General features: G+C 55.0%; 20 protein-coding genes. 15 read left to right on the forward strand and 5 right to left on the reverse strand.

Translation table 11 applies throughout. The features are described 5' to 3' along the window. The first annotated feature begins 59 nt into the window (after positions 1-59). From recD2 to mltG (C8P63_RS11770), 12 genes are all read left to right on the forward strand, one after another. A complete protein-coding gene (gene recD2, locus C8P63_RS11715) occupies positions 60-2,318 on the forward strand; it encodes an SF1B family DNA helicase RecD2 (protein ID WP_108024387.1) in 2,259 nt (752 codons plus the stop codon). Between the two features lie 64 nt (positions 2,319-2,382). Then, positions 2,383-2,880, forward strand: coding sequence for a PRC-barrel domain-containing protein (locus C8P63_RS11720; RefSeq protein WP_108024389.1), 498 nt, complete (start codon positions 2,383-2,385; stop codon positions 2,878-2,880). An 18-nt stretch (positions 2,881-2,898) separates the two neighbouring features. Beyond that, positions 2,899-3,096, forward strand: a complete 198-nt coding sequence (locus C8P63_RS11725) for a hypothetical protein (protein ID WP_108024391.1) — start codon at positions 2,899-2,901, stop codon at positions 3,094-3,096. Positions 3,097-3,114: 18 nt separating this feature from the next. Beyond that, complete coding sequence (locus C8P63_RS11730) at positions 3,115-3,312, forward strand: hypothetical protein (protein ID WP_108024393.1); 198 nt, start codon at positions 3,115-3,117, stop codon at positions 3,310-3,312. 174 nt (positions 3,313-3,486) lie between these two features. Then, the gene (locus C8P63_RS11735; RefSeq protein WP_108024395.1) at positions 3,487-4,557 is read left to right on the forward strand and encodes an AI-2E family transporter; all 1,071 of its coding nucleotides are present in this window, start codon (positions 3,487-3,489) and stop codon (positions 4,555-4,557) included. A 332-nt stretch (positions 4,558-4,889) separates the two neighbouring features. Further along, positions 4,890-7,514, forward strand: a complete 2,625-nt coding sequence (gene alaS / locus C8P63_RS11740) for an alanine--tRNA ligase (protein WP_108024397.1) — start codon at positions 4,890-4,892, stop codon at positions 7,512-7,514. Positions 7,515-7,622: 108 nt separating this feature from the next. Continuing rightward, positions 7,623-7,877, forward strand: coding sequence for an IreB family regulatory phosphoprotein (locus tag C8P63_RS11745; protein WP_108024399.1), 255 nt, complete (start codon positions 7,623-7,625; stop codon positions 7,875-7,877). A 40-nt stretch (positions 7,878-7,917) separates the two neighbouring features. Then, positions 7,918-8,343 (forward strand): Holliday junction resolvase RuvX, encoded by a 426-nt coding sequence (ruvX, locus tag C8P63_RS11750; RefSeq protein ID WP_108024402.1) that lies wholly within the window; start codon positions 7,918-7,920, stop codon positions 8,341-8,343. After that, positions 8,336-8,656, forward strand: a complete 321-nt coding sequence (locus tag C8P63_RS11755) for a DUF1292 domain-containing protein (RefSeq protein WP_108024404.1) — start codon at positions 8,336-8,338, stop codon at positions 8,654-8,656. Before ruvX ends, C8P63_RS11755 begins: the two co-directional genes overlap by 8 nt. A 2-nt stretch (positions 8,657-8,658) precedes the next feature. After that, positions 8,659-8,964 (forward strand): DUF1292 domain-containing protein, encoded by a 306-nt coding sequence (locus tag C8P63_RS11760; protein ID WP_170109624.1) that lies wholly within the window; start codon positions 8,659-8,661, stop codon positions 8,962-8,964. 89 nt (positions 8,965-9,053) lie between these two features. Then, positions 9,054-10,097 (forward strand): endolytic transglycosylase MltG, encoded by a 1,044-nt coding sequence (gene mltG, locus C8P63_RS11765; RefSeq protein WP_108024408.1) that lies wholly within the window; start codon positions 9,054-9,056, stop codon positions 10,095-10,097. A 138-nt stretch (positions 10,098-10,235) separates the two neighbouring features. Further along, positions 10,236-11,279, forward strand: coding sequence for an endolytic transglycosylase MltG (gene mltG, locus C8P63_RS11770; protein WP_108024410.1), 1,044 nt, complete (start codon positions 10,236-10,238; stop codon positions 11,277-11,279). Between the two features lie 163 nt (positions 11,280-11,442). Here mltG (C8P63_RS11770) and C8P63_RS11775 read toward each other — a convergent pair whose 3' ends face one another. From C8P63_RS11775 to C8P63_RS11790, 4 genes are all read right to left on the reverse strand, one after another. Continuing rightward, complete coding sequence (locus tag C8P63_RS11775; protein WP_108024412.1) at positions 11,443-12,372, reverse strand: ABC transporter permease; 930 nt, start codon at positions 12,370-12,372, stop codon at positions 11,443-11,445. Continuing rightward, entirely contained in the window at positions 12,365-13,267 is a 903-nt protein-coding gene (locus C8P63_RS11780; protein ID WP_170109625.1) for an ABC transporter permease subunit, read from the reverse strand. Before C8P63_RS11780 ends, C8P63_RS11775 begins: the two co-directional genes overlap by 8 nt. Before the next feature lie 471 nt (positions 13,268-13,738). Then, complete coding sequence (locus C8P63_RS11785) at positions 13,739-14,443, reverse strand: flavodoxin family protein (protein WP_108024416.1); 705 nt, start codon at positions 14,441-14,443, stop codon at positions 13,739-13,741. A gap of 75 nt (positions 14,444-14,518) precedes the next feature. Continuing rightward, positions 14,519-15,313 (reverse strand): pyridoxamine 5'-phosphate oxidase family protein, encoded by a 795-nt coding sequence (locus C8P63_RS11790; protein WP_108024418.1) that lies wholly within the window; start codon positions 15,311-15,313, stop codon positions 14,519-14,521. Positions 15,314-15,551: 238 nt separating this feature from the next. Between C8P63_RS11790 and C8P63_RS11795 the strand changes: the two genes are divergently transcribed. After that, on the forward strand, positions 15,552-17,150 hold the full coding sequence (locus tag C8P63_RS11795; RefSeq protein ID WP_108024526.1) for a PhoX family protein: 1,599 nt from the start codon (positions 15,552-15,554) through the stop codon (positions 17,148-17,150). After that, positions 17,150-17,416 carry a twin-arginine translocase TatA/TatE family subunit gene (gene tatA, locus C8P63_RS11800; RefSeq protein WP_108024420.1) on the forward strand — a complete coding sequence of 89 codons (267 nt, stop codon included), beginning with the start codon at positions 17,150-17,152 and terminating at the stop codon, positions 17,414-17,416. The genes C8P63_RS11795 and tatA overlap by 1 nt, the downstream gene beginning before the upstream one ends. Before the next feature lie 209 nt (positions 17,417-17,625). Here tatA and C8P63_RS11805 read toward each other — a convergent pair whose 3' ends face one another. Beyond that, positions 17,626-18,201 (reverse strand): YitT family protein, encoded by a 576-nt coding sequence (locus tag C8P63_RS11805; RefSeq protein WP_108024422.1) that lies wholly within the window; start codon positions 18,199-18,201, stop codon positions 17,626-17,628. A gap of 159 nt (positions 18,202-18,360) precedes the next feature. Between C8P63_RS11805 and C8P63_RS11810 the strand changes: the two genes are divergently transcribed. After that, on the forward strand, positions 18,361-20,157 hold the full coding sequence (locus tag C8P63_RS11810; protein WP_108024424.1) for a peptidoglycan D,D-transpeptidase FtsI family protein: 1,797 nt from the start codon (positions 18,361-18,363) through the stop codon (positions 20,155-20,157). Positions 20,158-20,294 lie beyond the last annotated feature (137 nt).

Raw genomic sequence — 20,294 nt, forward strand, 5'->3', positions numbered from 1 at the left:
GACGGGATTTCCCTCTATACTGGTGGTGAGAACATCCGATCGGTCAGGGGTGTTGTCAGATGGAACAACCGGGTCTCGACTTTTTCGGGGAGGAGGGGTATCTGAAGGGATCCCTCACCCAGGAAATCTTTTATAATGAAGAGAACCAATATGGTGTTTTCCTGATGCGGGTGGAGGAGGCGTCCGATTCACTGGACACCGATGAGGTGGTGGTGGTCGGGAATATGGTCCTGCCCCATCCCGATGAAACGGTGGTGGTGTTCGGGGAATGGAAAGAGCATCCGAGGTACGGTCGGCAATACCAGATCCGCCACATGAAAAAAGAGCTGCCCAAATCCCGCGAAGCAGTGGCAAAATACTTATCCAGCGGGCTGTTTCCCGGTGTGGGGAAGAAAACGGCGGAGAAGATTGTCGATCATATCGGGCCGGATGCGTTGGAAAAAGCCGCAGCCGATCCGGCGGTTCTGACCCGGGTACCCGGGGTGACAGAGGCGCGGGCGAAGACAATCGCCGACAACCTCCGGGAACACCATGCCCTGGAACAGGCCCTTGTCTATCTGTACCAGTTCGGTCTCGGCCCCGCCATCGCCCTTAAGGTGGTCCAAACCTACAAAGAGCGGACGATGGAAATCATCCGCGAAAATCCGTACCGCCTGATCGAAGAAGTGGACGGAATCGGGTTTCGTCGGGCTGATGAGATCGCCAGGAAGGGTGGATTGGCCCTGGACGCTCCGGAGCGGTTTCAGGCGGCCGCCCTCTTCGCCCTTCGGGAGTCTTCCCTTTCCCTGGGCCACATTTACGTGACAGAAGAGGAGCTTCACCGGTATATCAACCGTCTGTTGAATCCCCGGGCGGAAGAGCTCTTCCCGCCGGCGGAGAGAAATCAACACCTGGAACAGATGGTGGATGAGGAACGAATCATCGAAGATCACGGGAAGTATTATCTTCCCTCTCTTTATTACGCCGAACACGGGGTGGCCGTCCGTGTCCGGGACTGGCTGAATCAGCATCTGGAGCCCGCACCCGCCCACGAGCTGTACAAGGCGGTGGGGGAAGTGGAGGAGGAACTGAATGTTTCCTACGCGGAGCGGCAGCGGGAAGCCATCATGCGTGCCATGGATTCACCGGTCATGATCCTGACCGGGGGGCCGGGAACCGGGAAAACCACCGTGATCAAGGGGATCTGCCACCTTTTCGCCAAACTGAACGAATGCTCCTTGGACCCCGCGGATTACGAGGCTTCGGAGAAACCCTATCCCGTCCGTTTGGCCGCCCCCACGGGCCGGGCGGCCAAACGAATGTCGGAAGCCACCGGTCTTCCGGCCATGACCATCCACCGAATGCTCGGATGGAAGGGGGATTTCTTCGAGCGGGACGCGGACCATCCCATCGAAGGTTCGCTGCTGATTGTGGACGAAGTCTCGATGCTCGATATCTGGCTGGCCAACCAGCTGTTCCGGGCGGTTCCCCGGGGGATGAAGGTGGTTCTGGTGGGGGACGATGATCAACTGCCCTCCGTGGGGCCCGGGCGTGTCCTCCAGGATCTCTTGCAAGTGAAAGCGATCCCCCGGGTGGAGCTGAAAGAGATCTACCGACAGGAAGAGGGGTCTTCCATCATCGAGTTGGCCCACTGCCTGAAAAACGGGCAAGTGCCCGGGGATCTGACCGACCCCAAGGCGGACCGGCGTTTCTTTGCTTGCGGTCGGGATCAGGCCGTGGATGTCGTTCTCAAGACGGTTGAACAGGCTCTGAACCGCGGGTACACCCTGTTTGACGTACAGGTTCTCGCTCCGATGTATAAGGGCCCCGCCGGTGTGAACCGGATCAACGAAAAAATCCAGCAGGCCATCAATCCTCCCCGCCCTGGCTGCAAGGAATTGAATTGGGGAGAGTCGGTTCTGCGGCACGGGGACAAAGTACTCCAGCTGGTGAACCATTCCGATCACCCCGTTTATAACGGGGATATGGGTATTATTACCGCCATCGACGAAAAGGCGGGGAAAGAGGATCCGGTTCTCTGGGTTCAGTTCGACAGTCAGGAAGTACCCTACAAACGGAGTCAACTCAACCAGATCTCCCTCGCTTACGCATGTTCGATCCACAAGGCCCAAGGCTCGGAATTCGCCATCGTCATCTTTCCCATCCTGCGGGCCTACCGGCGCATGCTGCAACGCAACCTGATTTACACCGGAATCACCCGGAGCAAATCTTACCTGATTCTGTGCGGCGAAAGGGAGGCGCTTGAGTACGGGGTGACACGGAGAGAAAGAGAACAACGGAACAGCCAGCTTACGGAGCTGTTGAACCGGGAATGGTAACCATCCCCCAGCATGGAGACCGAAGGCCGAACCATACTAAGGTCAGCGGAAGGAGTGAGGTTCCTTGCGCAGATCTCAGGATGTCATCGGTCTACCGGTTATCCATGTCAAAACAGGCAAACGTTTGGGGACGGTCCGGGACCTTTTGTTCGACCGGGAACAGCGGATGATCGGGGTGTTGTTGGAAAACGGGGGGTGGGTCCGAAAGGGACGCTACATCCCTTTCGAACGGATCGGCTCTCTGGGAGCCGACGCCGTGATTGTGGACAGCGAAGAGGACATCCGGCCTCTGGAGGATGGGCAAAGGGGTTGTTACGGTTTCCTCACCGGACGGAAATTGAAAGGCCGTTCGATCGTGATGACCAACGGTCGTGATCTTGGGATGGTGGAAGACGTCTATTTTCTGGAAGATGTGGGAACGCTGATGGGGTACGAGTTGTCTGAGGGATTCATCAGCGATCTCACGGAAGGGCGGAAGGTGTTTCGTCCCGAGATTCCCCTGACTTGGGGGGAAGATGTGCTGATCGCGTCCATGGACGGAACATCCGCTCAGGACGTCTGAAGAAAGTGGGGAGTTCCGATGCTTCGCTGTCCCAATTGCAATACCCATGACCTGGGAAAAGTCGGCTCCAACCAGTATTACTGTTGGGGATGTTTTATTGAGCTGTCGGTGATGGACGGGAAAATCGAATCCATCTATCAGGTGGAGGAAGACGGAACGTTGAGTTCCCTTAACGATCTTTTTTTGGATAGGAACCAGGATTCTTTATCCATGTAGTCAGGAAGGGGGATTCCCATGAAACGATCGATCCTTTCCGCCCTGATGATCGGTTCTGCCGCGTGGCTGTTTGGCCGCTCCCACCGCGGTCAAAAGTTGCTGAAGAGGATGATGGGCCGCCGCCCCCGTTGGATGCGCAAAATGGGGAATATGGCCTTTGCCGGAATCGCTTCCCGGGTTTTTGGCCGTAATCTCATGCGCCGTTTCGGCCGCTGACAGAATTCCGGGCGAGATCGGTCGGATGGAATCCCTGATTCGCGACGCTTGTTTTGCTGGATATTTAAGCCGATGACGATCACCCCCCGGGAACATCCGGGGGGTGATTTTATGGGTAAAGACCCGGGGTTGGACATATACTGACGAGTAGAGGTATGGGGGAGGTGGGATTTCATGGATCGGTTGAGAGAGAGCCGGGGATTGGGGACGGCTCTCTTGATTCTGGTTTTACTGGGCATCCTTTTTCTGCTCGTTCAGATCGAACCCTTGCTCCGGACGTTTTTTTCCTTTCTCAAAGCGGTACTGGGACCGTTTCTGGTGGCCGTTATCATCTCCTACCTCCTGAACCCCGTTGTCAATCTGTTGGCCAATCGTTTGGTCCCCCGCTCCCTGGCCGTGTTGTTCATCTATTCCCTTTTCATCGGCGCGATCGCCATTGTCTTGACCAATCTGGTGCCCCTGTTCAACCTGCAGTTGAAAGAACTGTCGGAACACCTCCCGGAGTGGAACATGCGGCTCCAATCCTGGATTGACCAGTACAATCACAGTAAAGACGCCCTTCCCGAATCCGTCCGTCTGGGGGTTGAAAAATCGCTGAACCGGCTGGAGGAATCCGTCACCGACGGGGTCGGCAACCTGATGAGCTCCCTGGGAACGACCATCAACCAGCTGTTGATTGCGGTGATTGTGCCCTTTCTGGCTTTTTACATGTTAAAAGACGTGAATGTGATCGAAAAGGCGCTGATCACACTCCTGCCCGTCCGCCGCCGCAAAGATGTGATTCGCCTGTTTCGGGATGTGGATGAGGCCCTGGGAAATTACGTCCGCGGTCAGCTCCTGGTCTGTCTGGCGGTCGGGATCCTGGCCTATATCGGTTACCTGATCATCGGGTTGCCTTATCCCCTGATCCTTGCCCTGTTGGTGGGGGTCTTCAACGTAATTCCTTATCTGGGTCCTTTTTTCGGTGCGGTTCCGGCTTTGTTGGTGGCGTTGTCCATTTCCAAGGAAATGGTGATTGCGGTGATTCTGGTCAACCTGGTCGTGCAGGTGTTGGAGGGGAATGTCCTCTCGCCGCAAATTGTGGGAAGGACGCTGCATATGCATCCCCTCTTCATCATTTTCGCCCTTCTGGTCGGTGGGGAATTGGGGGGCATTCTCGGCCTGATCCTTGCCGTTCCTTTATTTGCCGTGGGAAAAGTGATTGTGGAACACGTGGTGGATCATTATACGAAAAAGCCGACATGAGGGGTCAGCGGGTTTAAAATGACGCCTTATCGTTGTATAATGAAGAATGTACAAACCTTTGAAACGTCAATGCGATGACGGAACCGAAGTAAACCCGGCCCCGCCGGTCAGAGAGGGAAGCCCCAGGCTGAAAGGCTTCCTGCGAAGCGGAGGGTTGAAGGCCAGTTCCGGAGCGCGGGTGAAAATCGCAAGCCCGCCGGCGCCCTGCGCCGTTATTTCGCAAGGGACCTCCGCCGTTCGGAGGTAATCGGGGTGGCACCGCGGGAACCTTTCTCGTCCCTGAAGGGATGGAAGGGTTTTTTTATTTACTCAAAAAAAGGGGTGCAACAGGGATGAAAGGCAATGAAATTCGACAAAAGTTTCTCGACTTCTTCAAGGAAAAGGGACACCGGGTGGAACCCAGCGCTTCTCTGGTTCCGGTGGACGATCCGTCCCTTCTGTGGATCAACAGCGGAGTGGCCACGCTGAAGAAATACTTCGACGGACGGGTGAAACCGGAAAACCCCCGGATTGTGAACGCGCAAAAATCGATCCGGACCAATGATATTGAAAACGTGGGTTACACGGCCCGGCACCAGACCTTCTTTGAAATGCTGGGCAATTTCTCCATCGGGGATTATTTCAAGGAAGAAGCGATCCTGTGGGCATGGGAATTCCTGACCGATCCAAAATGGATGGGGATGGATCCGGAGCGGCTCTCCGTGACCATCCACCCGGAGGATGACGAAGCATACCGGATCTGGAACGAACAGGTGGGGCTTCCCGAAGAGCGGATCGTGAAACTGAAGGAAAACTTCTGGGATATCGGGGAGGGTCCGAGCGGACCCAACACCGAGATCTTTTACGACCGCGGGGACGAATTCGGCGATCTATCCGATCCGGAGTGTTATCCCGGCGGGGAAAACGAACGGTTCCTGGAGATCTGGAATCTGGTCTTTTCCCAATTCAATCATAACCCGGACGGGAGCTATACCCCATTGCCCAAGAAAAACATCGATACCGGAATGGGATTGGAACGGATGGCGTCCGTCATGCAGAATGTGCCGACCAATTTCGACACTGATCTGTTTCAGCCGATCATCCAGGCCACCTGCCGGGAAGCGGGGGTTCGTTACGGGGAGAGCCGGGAAGTGGATACCGCGCTCAAAGTGATCGCCGATCATATCCGCACTCTCGTTTTCGCCATCGGAGACGGGGTCATCCCTTCCAACGAAGGCAGGGGTTACGTTCTCCGGCGCCTGCTCAGGCGGGCGGTGCGGTTTGCCCGCACCTTGGGAATCCGGCAGGCCTTTCTGTACCAGTTGACGGATGTCACGTCGGAGATCATGAAAGAATTTTATCCCGAGCCGGCGGAGAAAAAAGATTTCATCCGCCAGGTAATCAAAGGGGAAGAAGAGCGATTTCTGGAAACGCTGTCCGAAGGGCTTCACATTCTGGAAGACATGGTGTCCCGGCTCAAGAAGGAAGGGAAAACCGAAATCAGCGGAAAAGATGCCTTTACGCTGTATGACACCTACGGTTTTCCGCTGGATCTGACCGAGGATTTCGCACGGGAGAACGGTTTGACCGTGGATACGGAAGGGTTTGAACAGGCGATGGCCGAACAGCGGGAACGCGCCCGGGAAGCCCGTCGGGAAGAAGGCGGCATGCAGGTGCAAGGCGGCGCGCTGGCCGACCTGGATGTGGCCACAACGTTTGTCGGCTATACTTCGTTGAGTGCAGACACCAAAGTGGCTGCCATCATCCACAACAATCAAACCGTCGATGTGGTGGGGGAAGGGGAAACCTGTCTCGTCATCTTGGAAGAGACCCCTTTTTACGCGGAAAGCGGCGGTCAGGTGGCGGATCGCGGTGAAATCACCACCTCTCGGGCCCGGTTGGTGGTGGAAGACGTGCAAAAAGGCCCCAAAGGGGAGCACATCCACCGGGTCCGGGTCGAAGAGGGCAAGCTCCGCAAAGGGGACAAAGCCAGAGCCCAAGTGAAGAACCGGTTCCGGGACGATGTGGTCAAAAATCACACGGCCACCCACCTCCTGCACAAGGCCCTCAAGGAAGTGGTGGGGGACCACGTCAATCAGGCCGGCTCCCTTGTGGCCCCGGACCGGCTGCGGTTTGACTTCACCCACATCGAACCGCTCACCGAAGAACAGAAGCGGGAAGTGGAAGAACGGGTCAACCGGCAAATCTGGGCCAACACACCGGTGGAGACCTTTGAAAAACCCCTGGAAGAAGCCAAAGCGATGGGAGCGATGGCTTTGTTCGGGGAGAAATATGGGGAGATCGTCCGGGTGGTGCAGGTGGGAGACTATTCCCTGGAGCTTTGCGGCGGCACTCATGTTCGTCAGACCGGCGAGATCGGCCTTTTCAAATTGGTCAGCGAAGGTGGCATCGGTTCCGGCGTTCGCCGGGTGGAGGCCGTCACGGGCCGTCACGCTTACCGGTTCCTGGAGAAGAAGCTGGAGGTGCTGGAACGTGCCGCCCGTCTCCTCAAGGCTCAACCCGCCGAGGTGGCGGACCGGGTGGACACCCTCCAATCCCGGATCAAGGAACTGTCCCGTGAGAATGACTCCCTCCGTTCCAAGCTGAACCAAATGGAAGGTCAGAACCTTGCGGAGAAGGTGGAAGAGGTGGCCGGGGTCCCGGTGTTGACCGCCCAAGTGGACGCCCCTGACATGGACAGCTTAAGAAGCATGGTGGATGACCTGAAACAACGCATCCCCCAGGGGATCATCGTCCTGGGATCGGTCAACGGGGGAAAAGTCCAACTGGTCGCCAGTGTCTCCCCTGAATATGTCAAAGCGGGTTTCCATGCAGGGAAACTGGTGAAAGAGGCGGCTTCCCGCTGCGGAGGCGGAGGCGGCGGACGTCCGGACATGGCCCAGGCCGGCGGAAAGAAGCCCGAAAAGTTGGGAGAAGCCCTGGCTTCGGTGAAGGAAGTTCTCCAAAACCGGAGTTGACCGATCTGTTTCTTCGAACAACCATGGGGAAAAAGGAAATCAGACCAAAGGAAGCGAATGGAATATCCAAAGCCGGTCAATAGATAGAAAGAGGGGTTGAGAGTGTCTATGGATAAAACCATGAAATTCGATTTCCATGGGGAGGAGCAGGAGGCGGATCCGCGCGAGGTCATGTTGACGGTTTATGCGGCCCTGAAAGAAAAAGGCTACAATCCGATCAACCAGCTGGTGGGCTATCTCCTCTCCGGAGATCCCGCCTACATCCCGCGGCATAACAATGCCCGCGCTCTGATCCGCAAACTGGAACGGGACGAATTACTGGAAGAACTCGTGAAAACCTTCCTGAAGGCCCACAAGAACTGACAGCAACCGGAACAGCAAATTCAGGAAGCGGTGAAAACCTTTGAAGCGGATTATGGGACTGGATGTGGGAGAAAAACGGGTGGGAATCGCCGTCAGTGACCCCATGGGGTGGACAGCCCAGGGAGTCGAAGTGATCCGAAGGGACCGGTCTGATTGGCTGGATCGCCTCGGGGAGTTGATCGATCAGTATGAAGTAGGTTCCCTGGTCGTGGGACTTCCCCGGAATATGGACGGATCCATCGGGAAAAAAGGAGAAACGTGCAAAGAACTATCCCGCGAGTTGGAAAACCGTTTTCAGCTTCCGGTGGAATTGTGGGACGAGCGACTGTCCACGGTTGCCGTCGAACGGACCTTGATCGATGCGGACATGAGCCGTCGCAAACGGAAAAAAGTGGTGGATCAGATGGCGGCGTCCTGGATATTGCAAGGGTACCTGGATGCCCGAGGGAGGAATAGAAATGCCTGACGATGCAAACCATGAACATCAACAGGAAACCGTGATCATCAGCAACGAGGAAGGCGAACAGGAGACCTTTGAGGTCCTGTACCGTTTCGAGCGGGACAACGGTCATCAATATATCCTGCTGACACCCGTCGATGAGGAAGAGGCGGCGGATGACGAAACGGTGGAACAGGAAGTGTACGCTTTCCGGTATGAGGGCGACGGGGAAAACATCAACCTGATTCCCATCGAGGATGACAGCGAATGGGATATGATCGAGGAAGTGCTTCATACGCTGGAAAGCGAATGGAACGACGACGAAGACAATGAGGGATAAATGTGGATTCACGGGAGGAACGGTTGGCCAAAAAGCTGAATATCCTCGAGAACGAACTGGGAAGAGAACTGGTTCTGGCGGATGAAGAGGGGGTGGACCGGGACTCCCGTTACCGGATTTTAAGGGAACTCGAAGTGGGTGGACGTCATTATGCCGTTTTGGGTGACCCGGATCGAGAGGATGACGACGCCTTTCTTTTCCGGGTAAATGACCTGGACGGCGACTGGCGCCTGGAGCATGTGGAAGATGACAACGAATGGGACAATGTGGCCGATGCTCTAGACGAAATGCTCTATTTTGACGAATGATGTCGTATAACGGGGAGAATCCTCGTTATTTTTTTTTGGACATGTGTTAACATAGGGGAGGAAAAACCGGGAGTGAAGGAGCACGGTGGATGAAGTGGCTGATGCGCATTTTTTATACATTGATCCTTTTTGCTGCCTGGTCTGTACTGGTTTATCTTTATGTGGATTATTCCCTCGGTTCGCCGAAGCGAACCGAGCCTGTGCAAGTGGAGATTAAGAGTGGAGTTTCCACCGCTGAAATCGGCCGGATGCTGAAAGAAGAAAACCTTATCCGAAATGATTGGTTCTTCAGTACATATGCCTGGATTACCGGGAATTCCAGAGGATTGAAGGCGGGAGTGTATGAAATTCCGCCGGAGATGGATGTGAACGGTATTCTGGAAACGATCACCCGGGGACGCCAAAACACCGTTGCCGTCACCATTCCGGAGGGATACACGGTGGAACAGATCGGAGCCCGTCTGGAAAATAAAACGCGAATCACCCGGGATGAATTTATAAAAGCCGTTGACCAAGGGAATTATGATTACCGTTTCCTTCAGAACCTTCCCGAAGAACCGAAGCGGCGACACCGTCTGGAAGGCTACCTTTTCCCCAGCACCTACAATATTCCAAAAGGAGCGGAAGCCAAGGATGTCGTCAACATGATGTTGGGACAGTTTGAGCGGAAGCTGAAGGAGCACAAGGTGCTTTCCGACCTGAGACAGAAAAACCTGACATTGGACACCTGGGTGATTGTCGCTTCCATCGTGGAACGGGAAGGGAAAGTGGATAAAGAATTCCCCAAGATTGCGGGCGTGATCTACAACCGTCTCAACAAGAACATGCGCCTTCAAGTGGACGCCACCGTTCAATACGCAAGAGGAGCCCAAAAGTCCCGGCTTTCCTATGATGACTTGGAGGTGGAGAGTGCCTATAACACTTACAAGAACGACGGCCTGCCGCCGGGTGCCATCTCCAACCCGGGGGAAGAGGCCCTGTTAGCCGCTTTGAATCCGGACAAACATCCTTACTTGTACTACGTCACCAAAAAAGACGGCACAGGAGAACACTATTTTGCCGAGACATTCAAAGAGCACCGAATGTTTAAGGAAAAAAGCAACAAGACACAGACCCAAAGCAGTGGAAGGTAGGACTGGGGGCCCGCGTGCAGTCGCGGCCCTTTCCTTTTTTGCAGGCCCCCGACGGTTGCTCGTCCCGTGGCCTCCGTGTACAATCCATATGGGTGAGACCTTGCGTAAACGAAAACAACAGGAGAGGAAGCAGTCCCGATGAAATGGATCTTGCGATTATTGGTTGCTTTCTTGATTTTGACCGTTGTGACGGTTGCCGGTTATTTTTATGTCGATTACAGTCTGTCCCCCACTGCCTTCGACCGGCCGGTGGAGGTGGAAGTACCCTCCGGGGCTTCCTTGCTGGAAGTGGGGAAAATACTGGAGGAGAAGCGCCTGGTCAAAGATGATCTGTTCTTCGCCGCTTACGCCTATCTGAAGGGCAAGGCAAAGGCAATGAAAGCGGGAGTGTACGAAATCCCTCCGGGTGCGGGAGCGAATGAAATACTGAAGATATTCACCGACGGCTCTCGAAGTGTGATGCGGCTGACCGTGCCGGAGGGTTACACGGCGGAACAAATCGCCCGGAAACTGGATGAAAAAGGGGTGGACGGCTCCGCATTTCTGAAGGCGGCGGACCGGAAAAACCACTCTCAGCCCTTCGTCCGTCGGATTCCGGAAGACCAAAAGCGTCGCTATCTTCTGGAGGGTTACCTCTTTCCGATGACATACAACCTTCCCAAGGACACGGATCCTCATCATTTGGTGGAAAAAATGCTGGACCAGTTTGGAAAGTACATGGAACGCGAAAGGGTGGAACAGAAGCTTCAGGAGCGGAATTTAACCCTCGATCAATGGGTGACACTTGCTTCCATCATCGAACGGGAAGCGAAGGTGAAGGAAGAATTCCCCCGCATCTCGGGTGTTCTCCACAACCGACTGAAAATGGGGAAAAAGCTTCAAGTGGACGCCACCGTCCAATATGCTCTCGGTGAGCAGAAAGCCCGTCTCCTTTACAAAGATTTGAAAATCAACCATCCCTACAACACGTATCGGATTCAGGGACTGCCCCCGGGCCCCATTTCCAATCCGGGCAAACGAGCGCTTAAAGCGGCCCTTGAACCGGAGAAACATGATTATTTGTACTATGTCACGCGAAAAGACGGGAGCGGACGCCATTATTTCGCCAAAACCGAAGCCGAACACCAAAAAAACATCGAAAAAAGCAAAAAAGAATCCGTCCAAAAGCCGAACAGATCCTGAGAACGGCAGGATCCGGCTCAGCGGATCATCTTCTCATGTACTCAGAAGTCCCCTGCCGGCTCTTCAGGGGATCATTCTACCGGGGGGGCGTTTATTTGCCGGCCACATGTTCTTCAGATCCATGAAAAAACCCTCTGCCTCTGCAGAGGGTTTATGTGGGAGATCACATCCTCGGAGTCGGTCGGTTGCGGCCGGTTCGCTCTTCCAGCCCTCGAAGGATCAGGTAAAGGGAAGTGATCAGGAGAAGGTAGGCGCCTAAGGGTGCGAGGAGAAAACGGGGCATATGTTCCAGCATCATCTGTTCTTTTCCGATCAGTCCGGCCCACTCGAAAGTGAGGCTGTTGAAGGTGCCACTGTCCATGTTGAAAAACGTGCCGCCCAGAAACACTTTCAGGATGGCCAACTGACCGATCAGGTTGATCACGGTCACCACTTCATGCAGATAAAGAAGAGATAAATCCTCCCTTAAACCCGGCAGGATATGTTTCATCAAGATGTGACGTTTTCCCGCTCCCATGGTTTGGGCAGCCGTGATATAGTCTTTTTGTTTCAAGATGCGGGTTTTGTCCCTGGTCACGAGAAAGAGAGCCGGGATTCCGATCACTGTCATCAGGGCCGACTGGATCAGGGTCAGTTCCCAGCCGGAGAAGGGGCTCTGAAATAAAGCCGAGCTGAAGTTGATCGGAAACATAAAGAAATAAACGATCAGGAATGGCGGAATCCCCCCGATTAGCCCCTTCGGCAGGATGGCCCGCCCGGGTTTCTTTTTGCGGAGTCCGGCCAGCATTCCGCCGATCGCCCCCAAAAGCAACCGCAAAAAAGCGATTCCCAGGGCGGCAACCAGGGTGTAGCGTGCCCCGTAAAGGAGAAGGGTCAGAAGGTCCCGTCCCTGCCGGTCGGTTCCCAGCCAGTATTTTTCCGACGGAGGCAGAGGAGGGGAGATCAGCTCCCCGGTTTCGGGGATGTAAGTCATCTCCATCTCGTCATTCCGGTCATGAGGGGAAAGATAAGGTCCTGCAATCGCTGCGGACACAAGAAATGAAAGGAGAAAGAGCCCGGTCCAAAGTTTCCGGTTGCGGCGCTGATCAGTCATGGGCAACCCCCCATTCCAGCAGAGCGGTCAAGATTCGCAGGCAGAGATACAGGAGGGCGTACAACAGCAGCAGTGTCAGGAATGAATTGAAAAGCAGTGGAAATGCAAAGGGTTCTTTCGCCTTCGGTCCTCCGTGGAACAGGATCAACCGCGTGATTCCGGGCAGGTTGTACAAATACTCGATGATGAACAGATTGCCCGTGATCAGGGCGGCGGTCTTGGACAGGTCCGCTTTCAGATACGGCAGGACGTTCCGGTAAATGTGAAGGATATAAATCCATGGAGTGGGAACGCCCTTGGAACGGGCGGTCAGAATATATTCCCGTTCCAGCTCCATGGATGTTCTCTCATACAGGTTTCGGACGAGGTGGACGGCGGGAATCAGTCCGAAACTGATCATCGGAAGCAGGACGGGCGGGTCCCCGTCGGCCAAAGCGGCCACCTTGATCGCCTGGCTGCCCGTGGCGTGGTACAAAAACACCGCTCCGGTCTGGAGCAGCATGATCAGGAGGAAATCGGGAATAAACCCGAGGAATTGCATGGTTTCCGCCACCCAGCCTTTCCGTTTGTAGACCAGCCAAGGCCCCAAAACGACCGCCAGGAGCAAGGCCGCCAACCCGGCGCCGGCTCCATACAGAAAAGAGAGAGAAAAATAAGAACCGATATCTTCGGAAAAATCTCTCTCTTTCACCCCTGAATAATACAGGAAACTCTCTCCGGTTCCGATCCCGTATAAATAAGACCGGAGCTGTTCGACGTAGTCCGACAGAACGGATGGATTCCAGATGTCCGGTGAGCCCGGGTTCCACAACCGTGGGAGGAACGCGAGAAGGCTGCAGGCAATGAAAACGACGGCGAGACCGGAGAAATAGACGCCGACTTTGCGGATGTTCAACGCCCCCTTGTGAAGTCCCTGAAAAGATTCTACCGTAAGACCATTCGATAGTCTATTATTTCCATTACCGTTTAAAATCGGCACCGCCAATGAACACAATTTTCACCTTCTCCACTTCCCTCCCGGCTTCGCCGCTCACTTTTTCACAACGCTTCCAGGGTTGAATGGACCACCGTTTCAGCGCGTACCCGCCTCTGGCGGGTTTTTTAATTTGTTCATCCCCGCCGAGCGGCTGTGAGAGCGACGAAAGGGAGCGCCTGGGGGGGTTGTAAGGTACCGATGCAAGTGGTATACAGGGTTGTCCCTAAATAAAAGCCCCCCATAAAAATAAGGGGGCTATTGATAGAGGAGGGGTTTCCAGTTGGGTCAAGGAGCGGGCGGCGACATTTTTCCTTCAGCTTATCAGCACGTCCATTGGGTTAATGGTCCTATGGGGTCCCGCCGGCATTTTATAACAAGTGTAGCGGGCAGTTAACTTCTTTTTCCATTTATTCTCCGTTTAAGGAGTTCGCGAACACGATTTCTCTTCTCTTCCCTTCCGACATTTACAGCATCCTCCGTTTTCTCTTTGGTGGTTATGTACTCTGGCGTATGCTTGCTAACCATCGGAGGAATAGAGGCAGGTTGAGTGATGGTACGTGATTTCGTTCGCAGGATGTGATTGAGATGCTCCGCCTTGGACATTGCCTCGAAATCCTGGCGGACTTCGCCCTGGATGTTACCCTGACCGATCACGTAATCAATGAATGTGATGCCCAGGAAGTCGAAGATCCAGTAAAGCTGCTGAAGGACTCCCATACCTTTCAACCGAGGATTATCACCTCCGGTAATCACCACAAGTGCTTCCTTTTCCGCCATCCGCTCCTTGAACGTGTTGTCGTCAAAATACATGGTCCACCGGTCGATAAAATTTTTCACGCTCCCTGGCATTCCATACCAGTAAAGAGGCGTGGCGAAGAGGAGCAGGTCGTGGTTGAGCATCTGCTTCACCAGTTGGGGGTGATCATCGTCAATCGGCTGGAACCCCCCGGGATCGTACCGCTGGTCCCGGATCGGAAGGATATTGTAGTCCTTCAGGTGAACACGGGTACAATCAAGACCATCGGTGATCATGTCCGTCAACAGATCCGAGTTCCCTTTTCCTCTCGTGCTACCATACAAGGCAAAGATACGCATGCTTGTTACGCTCCAAACTTATAGGGTAAACGAAGCCGCCTGAACGCGGTCGTTATCAACAGGGTGCGACTCCTTTTATTTTCCGGAAGGGACGGGGTCCCAGGGCCGAGGTTCATTTTTGGCTCTGAAGTAATCCCCGCCCTTTTTCTGTATATCGTCCGTCCCCCAGTCGATATCTTTGTCCAGTTTTTTCAGGAGTGGAATGTGCTTGGAACAGTGGATATAGGCCTCTTCCACCTGAACGAGCACCCAACGTTCCGGCTTTTTTCCATCCTCGGTAAGAATGTCGGAGCGGATGGCCTTCGGTAAATCGGGTTGGGAAAGCAACTCTTGATTCTCCACGATTTTGGCTTTGCCATTGACATGCAACCCGACGGCGGTTCGGAAAAAATCCACGAACAAAATCCCGATGTGGGGATTTTCCAGAATATTGCCCAAGCTTGCCATCACCCCGTTGCCCCGGTACTCGGGATAGGCGAGGTGATATTCGTCCAAGATCCGGACAAAGCCCGGAGGACCGGCCCGGAAGGAGTTGTCGCATTCCCCGTTTCCATCGGCGGTGGCAATGAAGGCCATCTCCTGTTCGGCAATAAAGTCCATCATCGTCTGGTTCAAGTGATCCAACATCTGATTGTTGTAAAAAGCGAGGGCCCGCTTTTCCGTTCCGTATTCTTTCTGCAGGAAATGCTCTCCACGGGAACCGGGTAAGGGAGGAGAGGGGCGTCGGGGATGAATCGGAGACGGGGCGGATGGGGAAGAACCTCCCGTGTGGTACCGGTTCCGGGTTTCGGAATCGGAAGAGGATCGGCGGAAAGGGTCTTTCAGACCTTTCAACCTCCTGGCCAATCCTTGATAGACACTGCTCAGCATTTTCCATCACCCACTTGAAAGGAAATGTATCGAATCGAACAAATCATGACCCCGACCGTTCTTTTCAATGATTCGGCCTCAACTTATTCTATCATTATCTTTCGAATCCTGCCGGATTGTCAATCCGGCTTCGACATGAACCGCCGAATTTATACGGATTTTAACAAATCTTAAAGGAGAATCAACCTGGCGGAGCTAATCTGTACGTTGGAAGAAATAAAGATTGGGAAAAGGAGAGATGGGCGTGGAAAAAATCAATCGGCGGCAGTTTATGACATATCTGGGTGTCGGAACGGCTGCGCTGGTCGGTTCTGCCACCGGTGTCAACCATGTGGTGAAGGCGGCGGATAAAACGAAGGCCGCCGCAGAGGCAGGCAAGAACAAAATGGTGTCCGTTCCCTTTTCGCCGATCGAACCCAGCGACAAAGACGATCTCGTTCTCCCTGCGGGGTTTTCCTACGATGTGATCGCGTCCTGGGGGGATGAGATCGGGAACGGGGAGAAGTTCGGCTACAATTGCGACCTGACCGTTTATTTCCCCATCAATGATTCCTCCGAACACGGGTTGCTCTGGGTCAACCACGAATATATCGGAGACGGGAAAATCTTTCTGTATCCCGAAAACACCCCGGAGGCGGAGAAACACCGGATCGAACAATACAACCTGGGTGGAAGCATCATTGAGATCCAAAAAGCGGACGGTAAATGGCAACTGGTGAAAGAGAGCAAATATGCGCGCCGGATCACCGCCAATACCATGATCGATCTGACCGGTCCGGCGAAAGGGGACGGGGCGGTCGGCGGAGTGAACGAAGTGGAAGGGACGTTTGCCAATTGCAGTGGCGGCCGCACGTTGTGGAACACGGTTCTAAGCTGTGAGGAGAACTTCCAGGAGGATGCCAAGCGCTGGGGACGGAACCAGACCCACTACGGCTGGGTGGTTGAGGTGGATCCTTTCAATCCCCAATCCAAACCGAAGAAACATACCGCTCTGGGACGTTTCTCCCATGAAAATGCGGCCATGACCCTGTCCAAAGACGGTCGGCTGGTCGTCTACATGGGGGATGACGCCAACAATGAGCATTTCTATAAATTCGTCAGCGAAGGAAAATACTCCGAAAGTGCCGGTCACGGAAACAGCAAATTGCTGGAAAAAGGAACCCTCTATGTGGCGGATCTGGCTAAAGGAAAATGGCTCCCCCTCGACCTGGAGAAATCTCCGGAACTGAAGGAGAAATACAGCACTCAGGGGGAAGTGCTGGTCAACGCCCGCGATGCGGCCAAACTGCTCGGAGCCACCCCGCTGGACCGGCCGGAGGACGTGGAAGTAAGCCCGGTGGACGGCTCCGCTTACTTGGCTCTTACCAACAACACCGATCACGGCAACTATTACGGCCAAATCTTCCGCTTTATGGAGGAGGAGGACGATGCGGCCGCCGAATCCTTCGATTTCGAAGTCTTCGCCGTCGGCGGTCCGCAGAGCGGCTTTGCTTGTCCGGACAACCTTCATTTCGACCGCGACGGGAACTTGTGGGTTTTCTGCGACATTTCATCCAGCAAGCTGAACCAGGAAGGAGCCTATGAATCTTTCAAAAACAACGGGGGCTTCTTCATCCCCACTTCCGGCCGGAACAAAGGGGTTGCGTACCAGTTTGCCTCCGGTCCGGTACAGAGCGAGATGACCGGTCCCTGGTTCACCCCCGATGAAAAGACACTGTTTGTCGCCGTCCAGCATCCGGGGGAAGAGTCCACCGATCCTGACAACCCGACCAGCCGCTGGCCCCGGGGGGACATCCCCCGCGCTTCCGTGGTCGCCGTCCGGGGGTTTAAAGGCTGATGCTGGCGAACATCGGGATTCCCGGAGTCATCCTGATCCTGGTGCTGGCGTTGATTCTCTTCGGCCCCAGCCGCCTTCCCCAGATCGGACGGGCCTTCGGCCGTACGATCAAGGAGTTTAAGGATTCCACCGCCGGGCTGTTGGGGGATGACGGAGAAAAGGAGAACAAACCGTCGGAACCCGCCGCCCCTGCTGCCGGAGGAACATCGGCTTCGGAAGCGAAAGAGAAGGTTCAGAAACCCGACAAGGAAAAGACTGCCCTGTAACCGACCCAAACCCCCGGCATCGGCCGGGGGTTGATCTATTTTCGAACACCTTGAATCAATCCCCCTGATTTCAGGTGACCACCTTGAGCGTTGTGAAAAAAGTGAGCGGCGGCATTTCCCCGAAGCCGCTCTGAATCTCCCTGCTGCGGGCAGGCAGCAAAGTCGCTGTTTCGGGTAAACGCTTCCCTTCTTCTGAGCCTGACCATCATTTACAACGCTGCTTGGGGTTTTTTGACACAGATCGAAGTGGCCAGGCCGACGGCGCTGATGGTCAAAAAGGTGTGGAAAAGTTGGACGGGAGTCAGTATGAAGCTGCCGATTCCGATAATGACGGCATCGATCAGGAAAATCAGGATGCCGGGATTCCATTGGTACCGGTCGGCGATCAGTTGCGCAAGCAGGTCCGTTCCGCCGGTGCAGGTTTTAAACCGGAGCATCAGGCCGACGCCGGTCCCCACCAGCAATCCGCCGGAGAGCGCGCTGAACAGGATCGGCCAGTGAATCGTTCCCCTGAGGGGAGACAGCCAGTCGATCAACCATGCGGAGACCAGCATTCCGTAAAAACTGTTGAGGAACATCCGCCGATCCATCATCCATACAGCCAAAAAGATGGGGAGACTGAGCATGATCATGGAAAAACCCGTCTTCATTCCCCACAGGTAGCGGAGGATCAGGGCCAGACCGATCATCCCCCCGTCCAGCAGCCGGTGGGGAGTCAGAAACAGGTTGATTCCGAGGCTGATCAGCAAACCACCGGCGAGGATCACGGAATGACGGCAAAGCATACCCGCTCCTCCTTCCTGACCGCTGTTCATAAACATTATGTTTGTCCAACCCGTGTTATGAGATGAGTCATCGGAAGGTGTCCATTTTGTGAAGAACATGCCATCCGGTATACAGCGTTCCCCGGTTGCCCAAGCTGGAAGCTGAAAGGGCGGATCGATATGCAAACGGAAACCGGAGTTTGGAAAAGGAGACTGGTTCCGGTGTTGTTGGTCGCCGCTTTTTGCGGTATTTTGTTTCGGTTGTACTGGATCCAAATGATTGCAGTCCATTCCTTCTCCCGGGAGGAAGCCGATCTGATCACGGAAGCGGAGGAGCAACAGAGCGGTGTGTTTATGGTGGACAGCGGGAGGGGGCAAATCCTGGACCGGAACGGAATTTCCTTGACAGGGGAGAGAGATTGGCGGTTGATCGTCTTTCCCTTGTCCGAAAGTCAGTGGAGGGTCGATACGGACAAGCTGAACCGGGTGGCGAGAATCATCGGGCTCTCCCCCCGGGAGTTCAGGGAAACCGTTAAAGCCTTGCGCCGTCCCCAGGTTCTCCACGACCGGAAAGGCAAAGAGGAAGCCCTGTCGGAGAAGCAGGCGGAAGCGATTCAGGAGTTGGAAGTGCCGGGGGTCTACGCCCTGAAGACCGACTACCGGCAGGATCCGGACCGGCTTGCCCGGCAAGTGATCGGCCGGGTGGAACGGAATCCGTTTCTTATCCGTGAGCGGTATCCGGATGAATGGACCAACGGAAGGTATCAGGCCCATTCCCGGATCGGAGTGACCGGGCTGGAAGCTGCTTTTGAACCCTTCCTCCGGGGTGGGCGGCAGCATTTGCTCACCTATATCACTGACGGAGGGGGACGTCCTTTGAACGGACTCCATATGGCGACCAGGGAAAGTGGAGGGGCCATCCCCTATCGCGTCGTCAGCACGTTGGATCAGAGGGCTCAGCGAGTGGCGGAAAAAAACCTGGAAGAAGCCGGGGTCACCGAAGGTGCCGTGGTGGTGCAGGACTTGGCTTCCGGAGATATTCTGGCCATGGCAAGCCGCCCAAGCCTCGAATCCGCGGGAAAAAACCAAAATCCCTGGAACAACCGGGCTTTGATGGAGATGACCCCTGGTTCCATCTTCAAGACGGTGACGGCCGTGGCGGCGCTGGACACGGGAAAAGTGAAGCCGGGGGAAACCTTTGATTGCAACGGCCACTTGGGACGTTACGGGATGAAAGACTCCAAGCCCGGCGGCCACGGGCGGCAGAGCCTGGAAGAGGCCTACGCCAATTCCTGCAACGTTGTCTTCGCCCGGGTCGCTGAACGGGTGGGAGGGAAAACGTTGAAGGATTACGCCCATCGCATGGGGGTTGGAGAGCGGATCCTGTGGTCCGGTCCGGTGTTTAAAGAGAAGGATTTCCGTCAGCTCCCCCAGGAACAGACCGGGTTGATCTTTTCCAAAGAGACTTCGCTTGAGGATTCGGGGGCGGTGGCCCAGACGGGCATCGGGCAACGGGATGTGAAAGTGACGCCGCTTCAGGCGGTGAATATGGTGACGACCCTTTTTCAGGAAGGGAAAACATTGAACCCCCGAATTGCCCGGGAAATCCAGCGTCCGGACGGGGAGGTGCTTTACCGCTTTCCCCCTCATGCACTCAAGACGGAGAAAAAAATCGCGAGCTTTGCCCTCGAACGGGTGAGGCACATGATGCGGCTGGCGGTGACCGACGGAACAGCCCGATCCCTGCAGGGGGCCTCCCTTGCGCTGGGCGCCAAAACGGGGACGGCCCAGGTCGGACCGGACAAAGACACCTACAACAAGTGGATGGTGGGATACGGCCCCTATGAAAAGCCTCGCTTTGCCGCGGCGGTGGTGATCCGTTCGGTCAGAGACAGTGGAGATATGCGCGCCCATGAAGTGTTCCGCAAAGTGATGGAAGGGCTTGAAAAAGAGTTGAAGGGGGAGAAAAAAGGGTAAGGGACCCGAAAACAAGAAAGCCGATCCCTCAAGGGTCGGCTTCCGGTTTTGTGATCACTCGATGGGAAATGAAGGTTTCAGTCCGGCGGAAAGATCGTGATCTCCTTCAGCCGCGGGAAAAAGGGGCCGCGGCTAGA

It is taken from the genome of Melghirimyces profundicolus (assembly GCF_003054245.1).
GTDB classification, from domain to species: Bacteria; Bacillota; Bacilli; order Thermoactinomycetales; family DSM-45169; genus Melghirimyces; species Melghirimyces profundicolus.

Coding starts and splice junctions, on each gene's coding strand:
- recD2 (WP_108024387.1), top strand. CDS start 60: ATGGAACAACCGGGTCTCGACTTTTTCGGGGAGGAGGGGTATCTGAAG.
- C8P63_RS11725 (WP_108024391.1), top strand. CDS start 2,899: ATGCTTCGCTGTCCCAATTGCAATACCCATGACCTGGGAAAAGTCGGC.
- C8P63_RS11730 (WP_108024393.1), top strand. CDS start 3,115: ATGAAACGATCGATCCTTTCCGCCCTGATGATCGGTTCTGCCGCGTGG.
- C8P63_RS11735 (WP_108024395.1), top strand. CDS start 3,487: ATGGATCGGTTGAGAGAGAGCCGGGGATTGGGGACGGCTCTCTTGATT.
- alaS (WP_108024397.1), top strand. CDS start 4,890: ATGAAAGGCAATGAAATTCGACAAAAGTTTCTCGACTTCTTCAAGGAA.
- C8P63_RS11745 (WP_108024399.1), top strand. CDS start 7,623: ATGGATAAAACCATGAAATTCGATTTCCATGGGGAGGAGCAGGAGGCG.
- C8P63_RS11755 (WP_108024404.1), top strand. CDS start 8,336: ATGCCTGACGATGCAAACCATGAACATCAACAGGAAACCGTGATCATC.
- mltG (WP_108024408.1), top strand. CDS start 9,054: ATGAAGTGGCTGATGCGCATTTTTTATACATTGATCCTTTTTGCTGCC.
- mltG (WP_108024410.1), top strand. CDS start 10,236: ATGAAATGGATCTTGCGATTATTGGTTGCTTTCTTGATTTTGACCGTT.
- C8P63_RS11775 (WP_108024412.1), bottom strand. CDS start 12,372: ATGACTGATCAGCGCCGCAACCGGAAACTTTGGACCGGGCTCTTTCTC.
- C8P63_RS11785 (WP_108024416.1), bottom strand. CDS start 14,443: ATGCGTATCTTTGCCTTGTATGGTAGCACGAGAGGAAAAGGGAACTCG.
- C8P63_RS11790 (WP_108024418.1), bottom strand. CDS start 15,313: ATGCTGAGCAGTGTCTATCAAGGATTGGCCAGGAGGTTGAAAGGTCTG.
- C8P63_RS11795 (WP_108024526.1), top strand. CDS start 15,552: ATGGGCGTGGAAAAAATCAATCGGCGGCAGTTTATGACATATCTGGGT.
- tatA (WP_108024420.1), top strand. CDS start 17,150: ATGCTGGCGAACATCGGGATTCCCGGAGTCATCCTGATCCTGGTGCTG.
- C8P63_RS11805 (WP_108024422.1), bottom strand. CDS start 18,201: ATGCTTTGCCGTCATTCCGTGATCCTCGCCGGTGGTTTGCTGATCAGC.
- C8P63_RS11810 (WP_108024424.1), top strand. CDS start 18,361: ATGCAAACGGAAACCGGAGTTTGGAAAAGGAGACTGGTTCCGGTGTTG.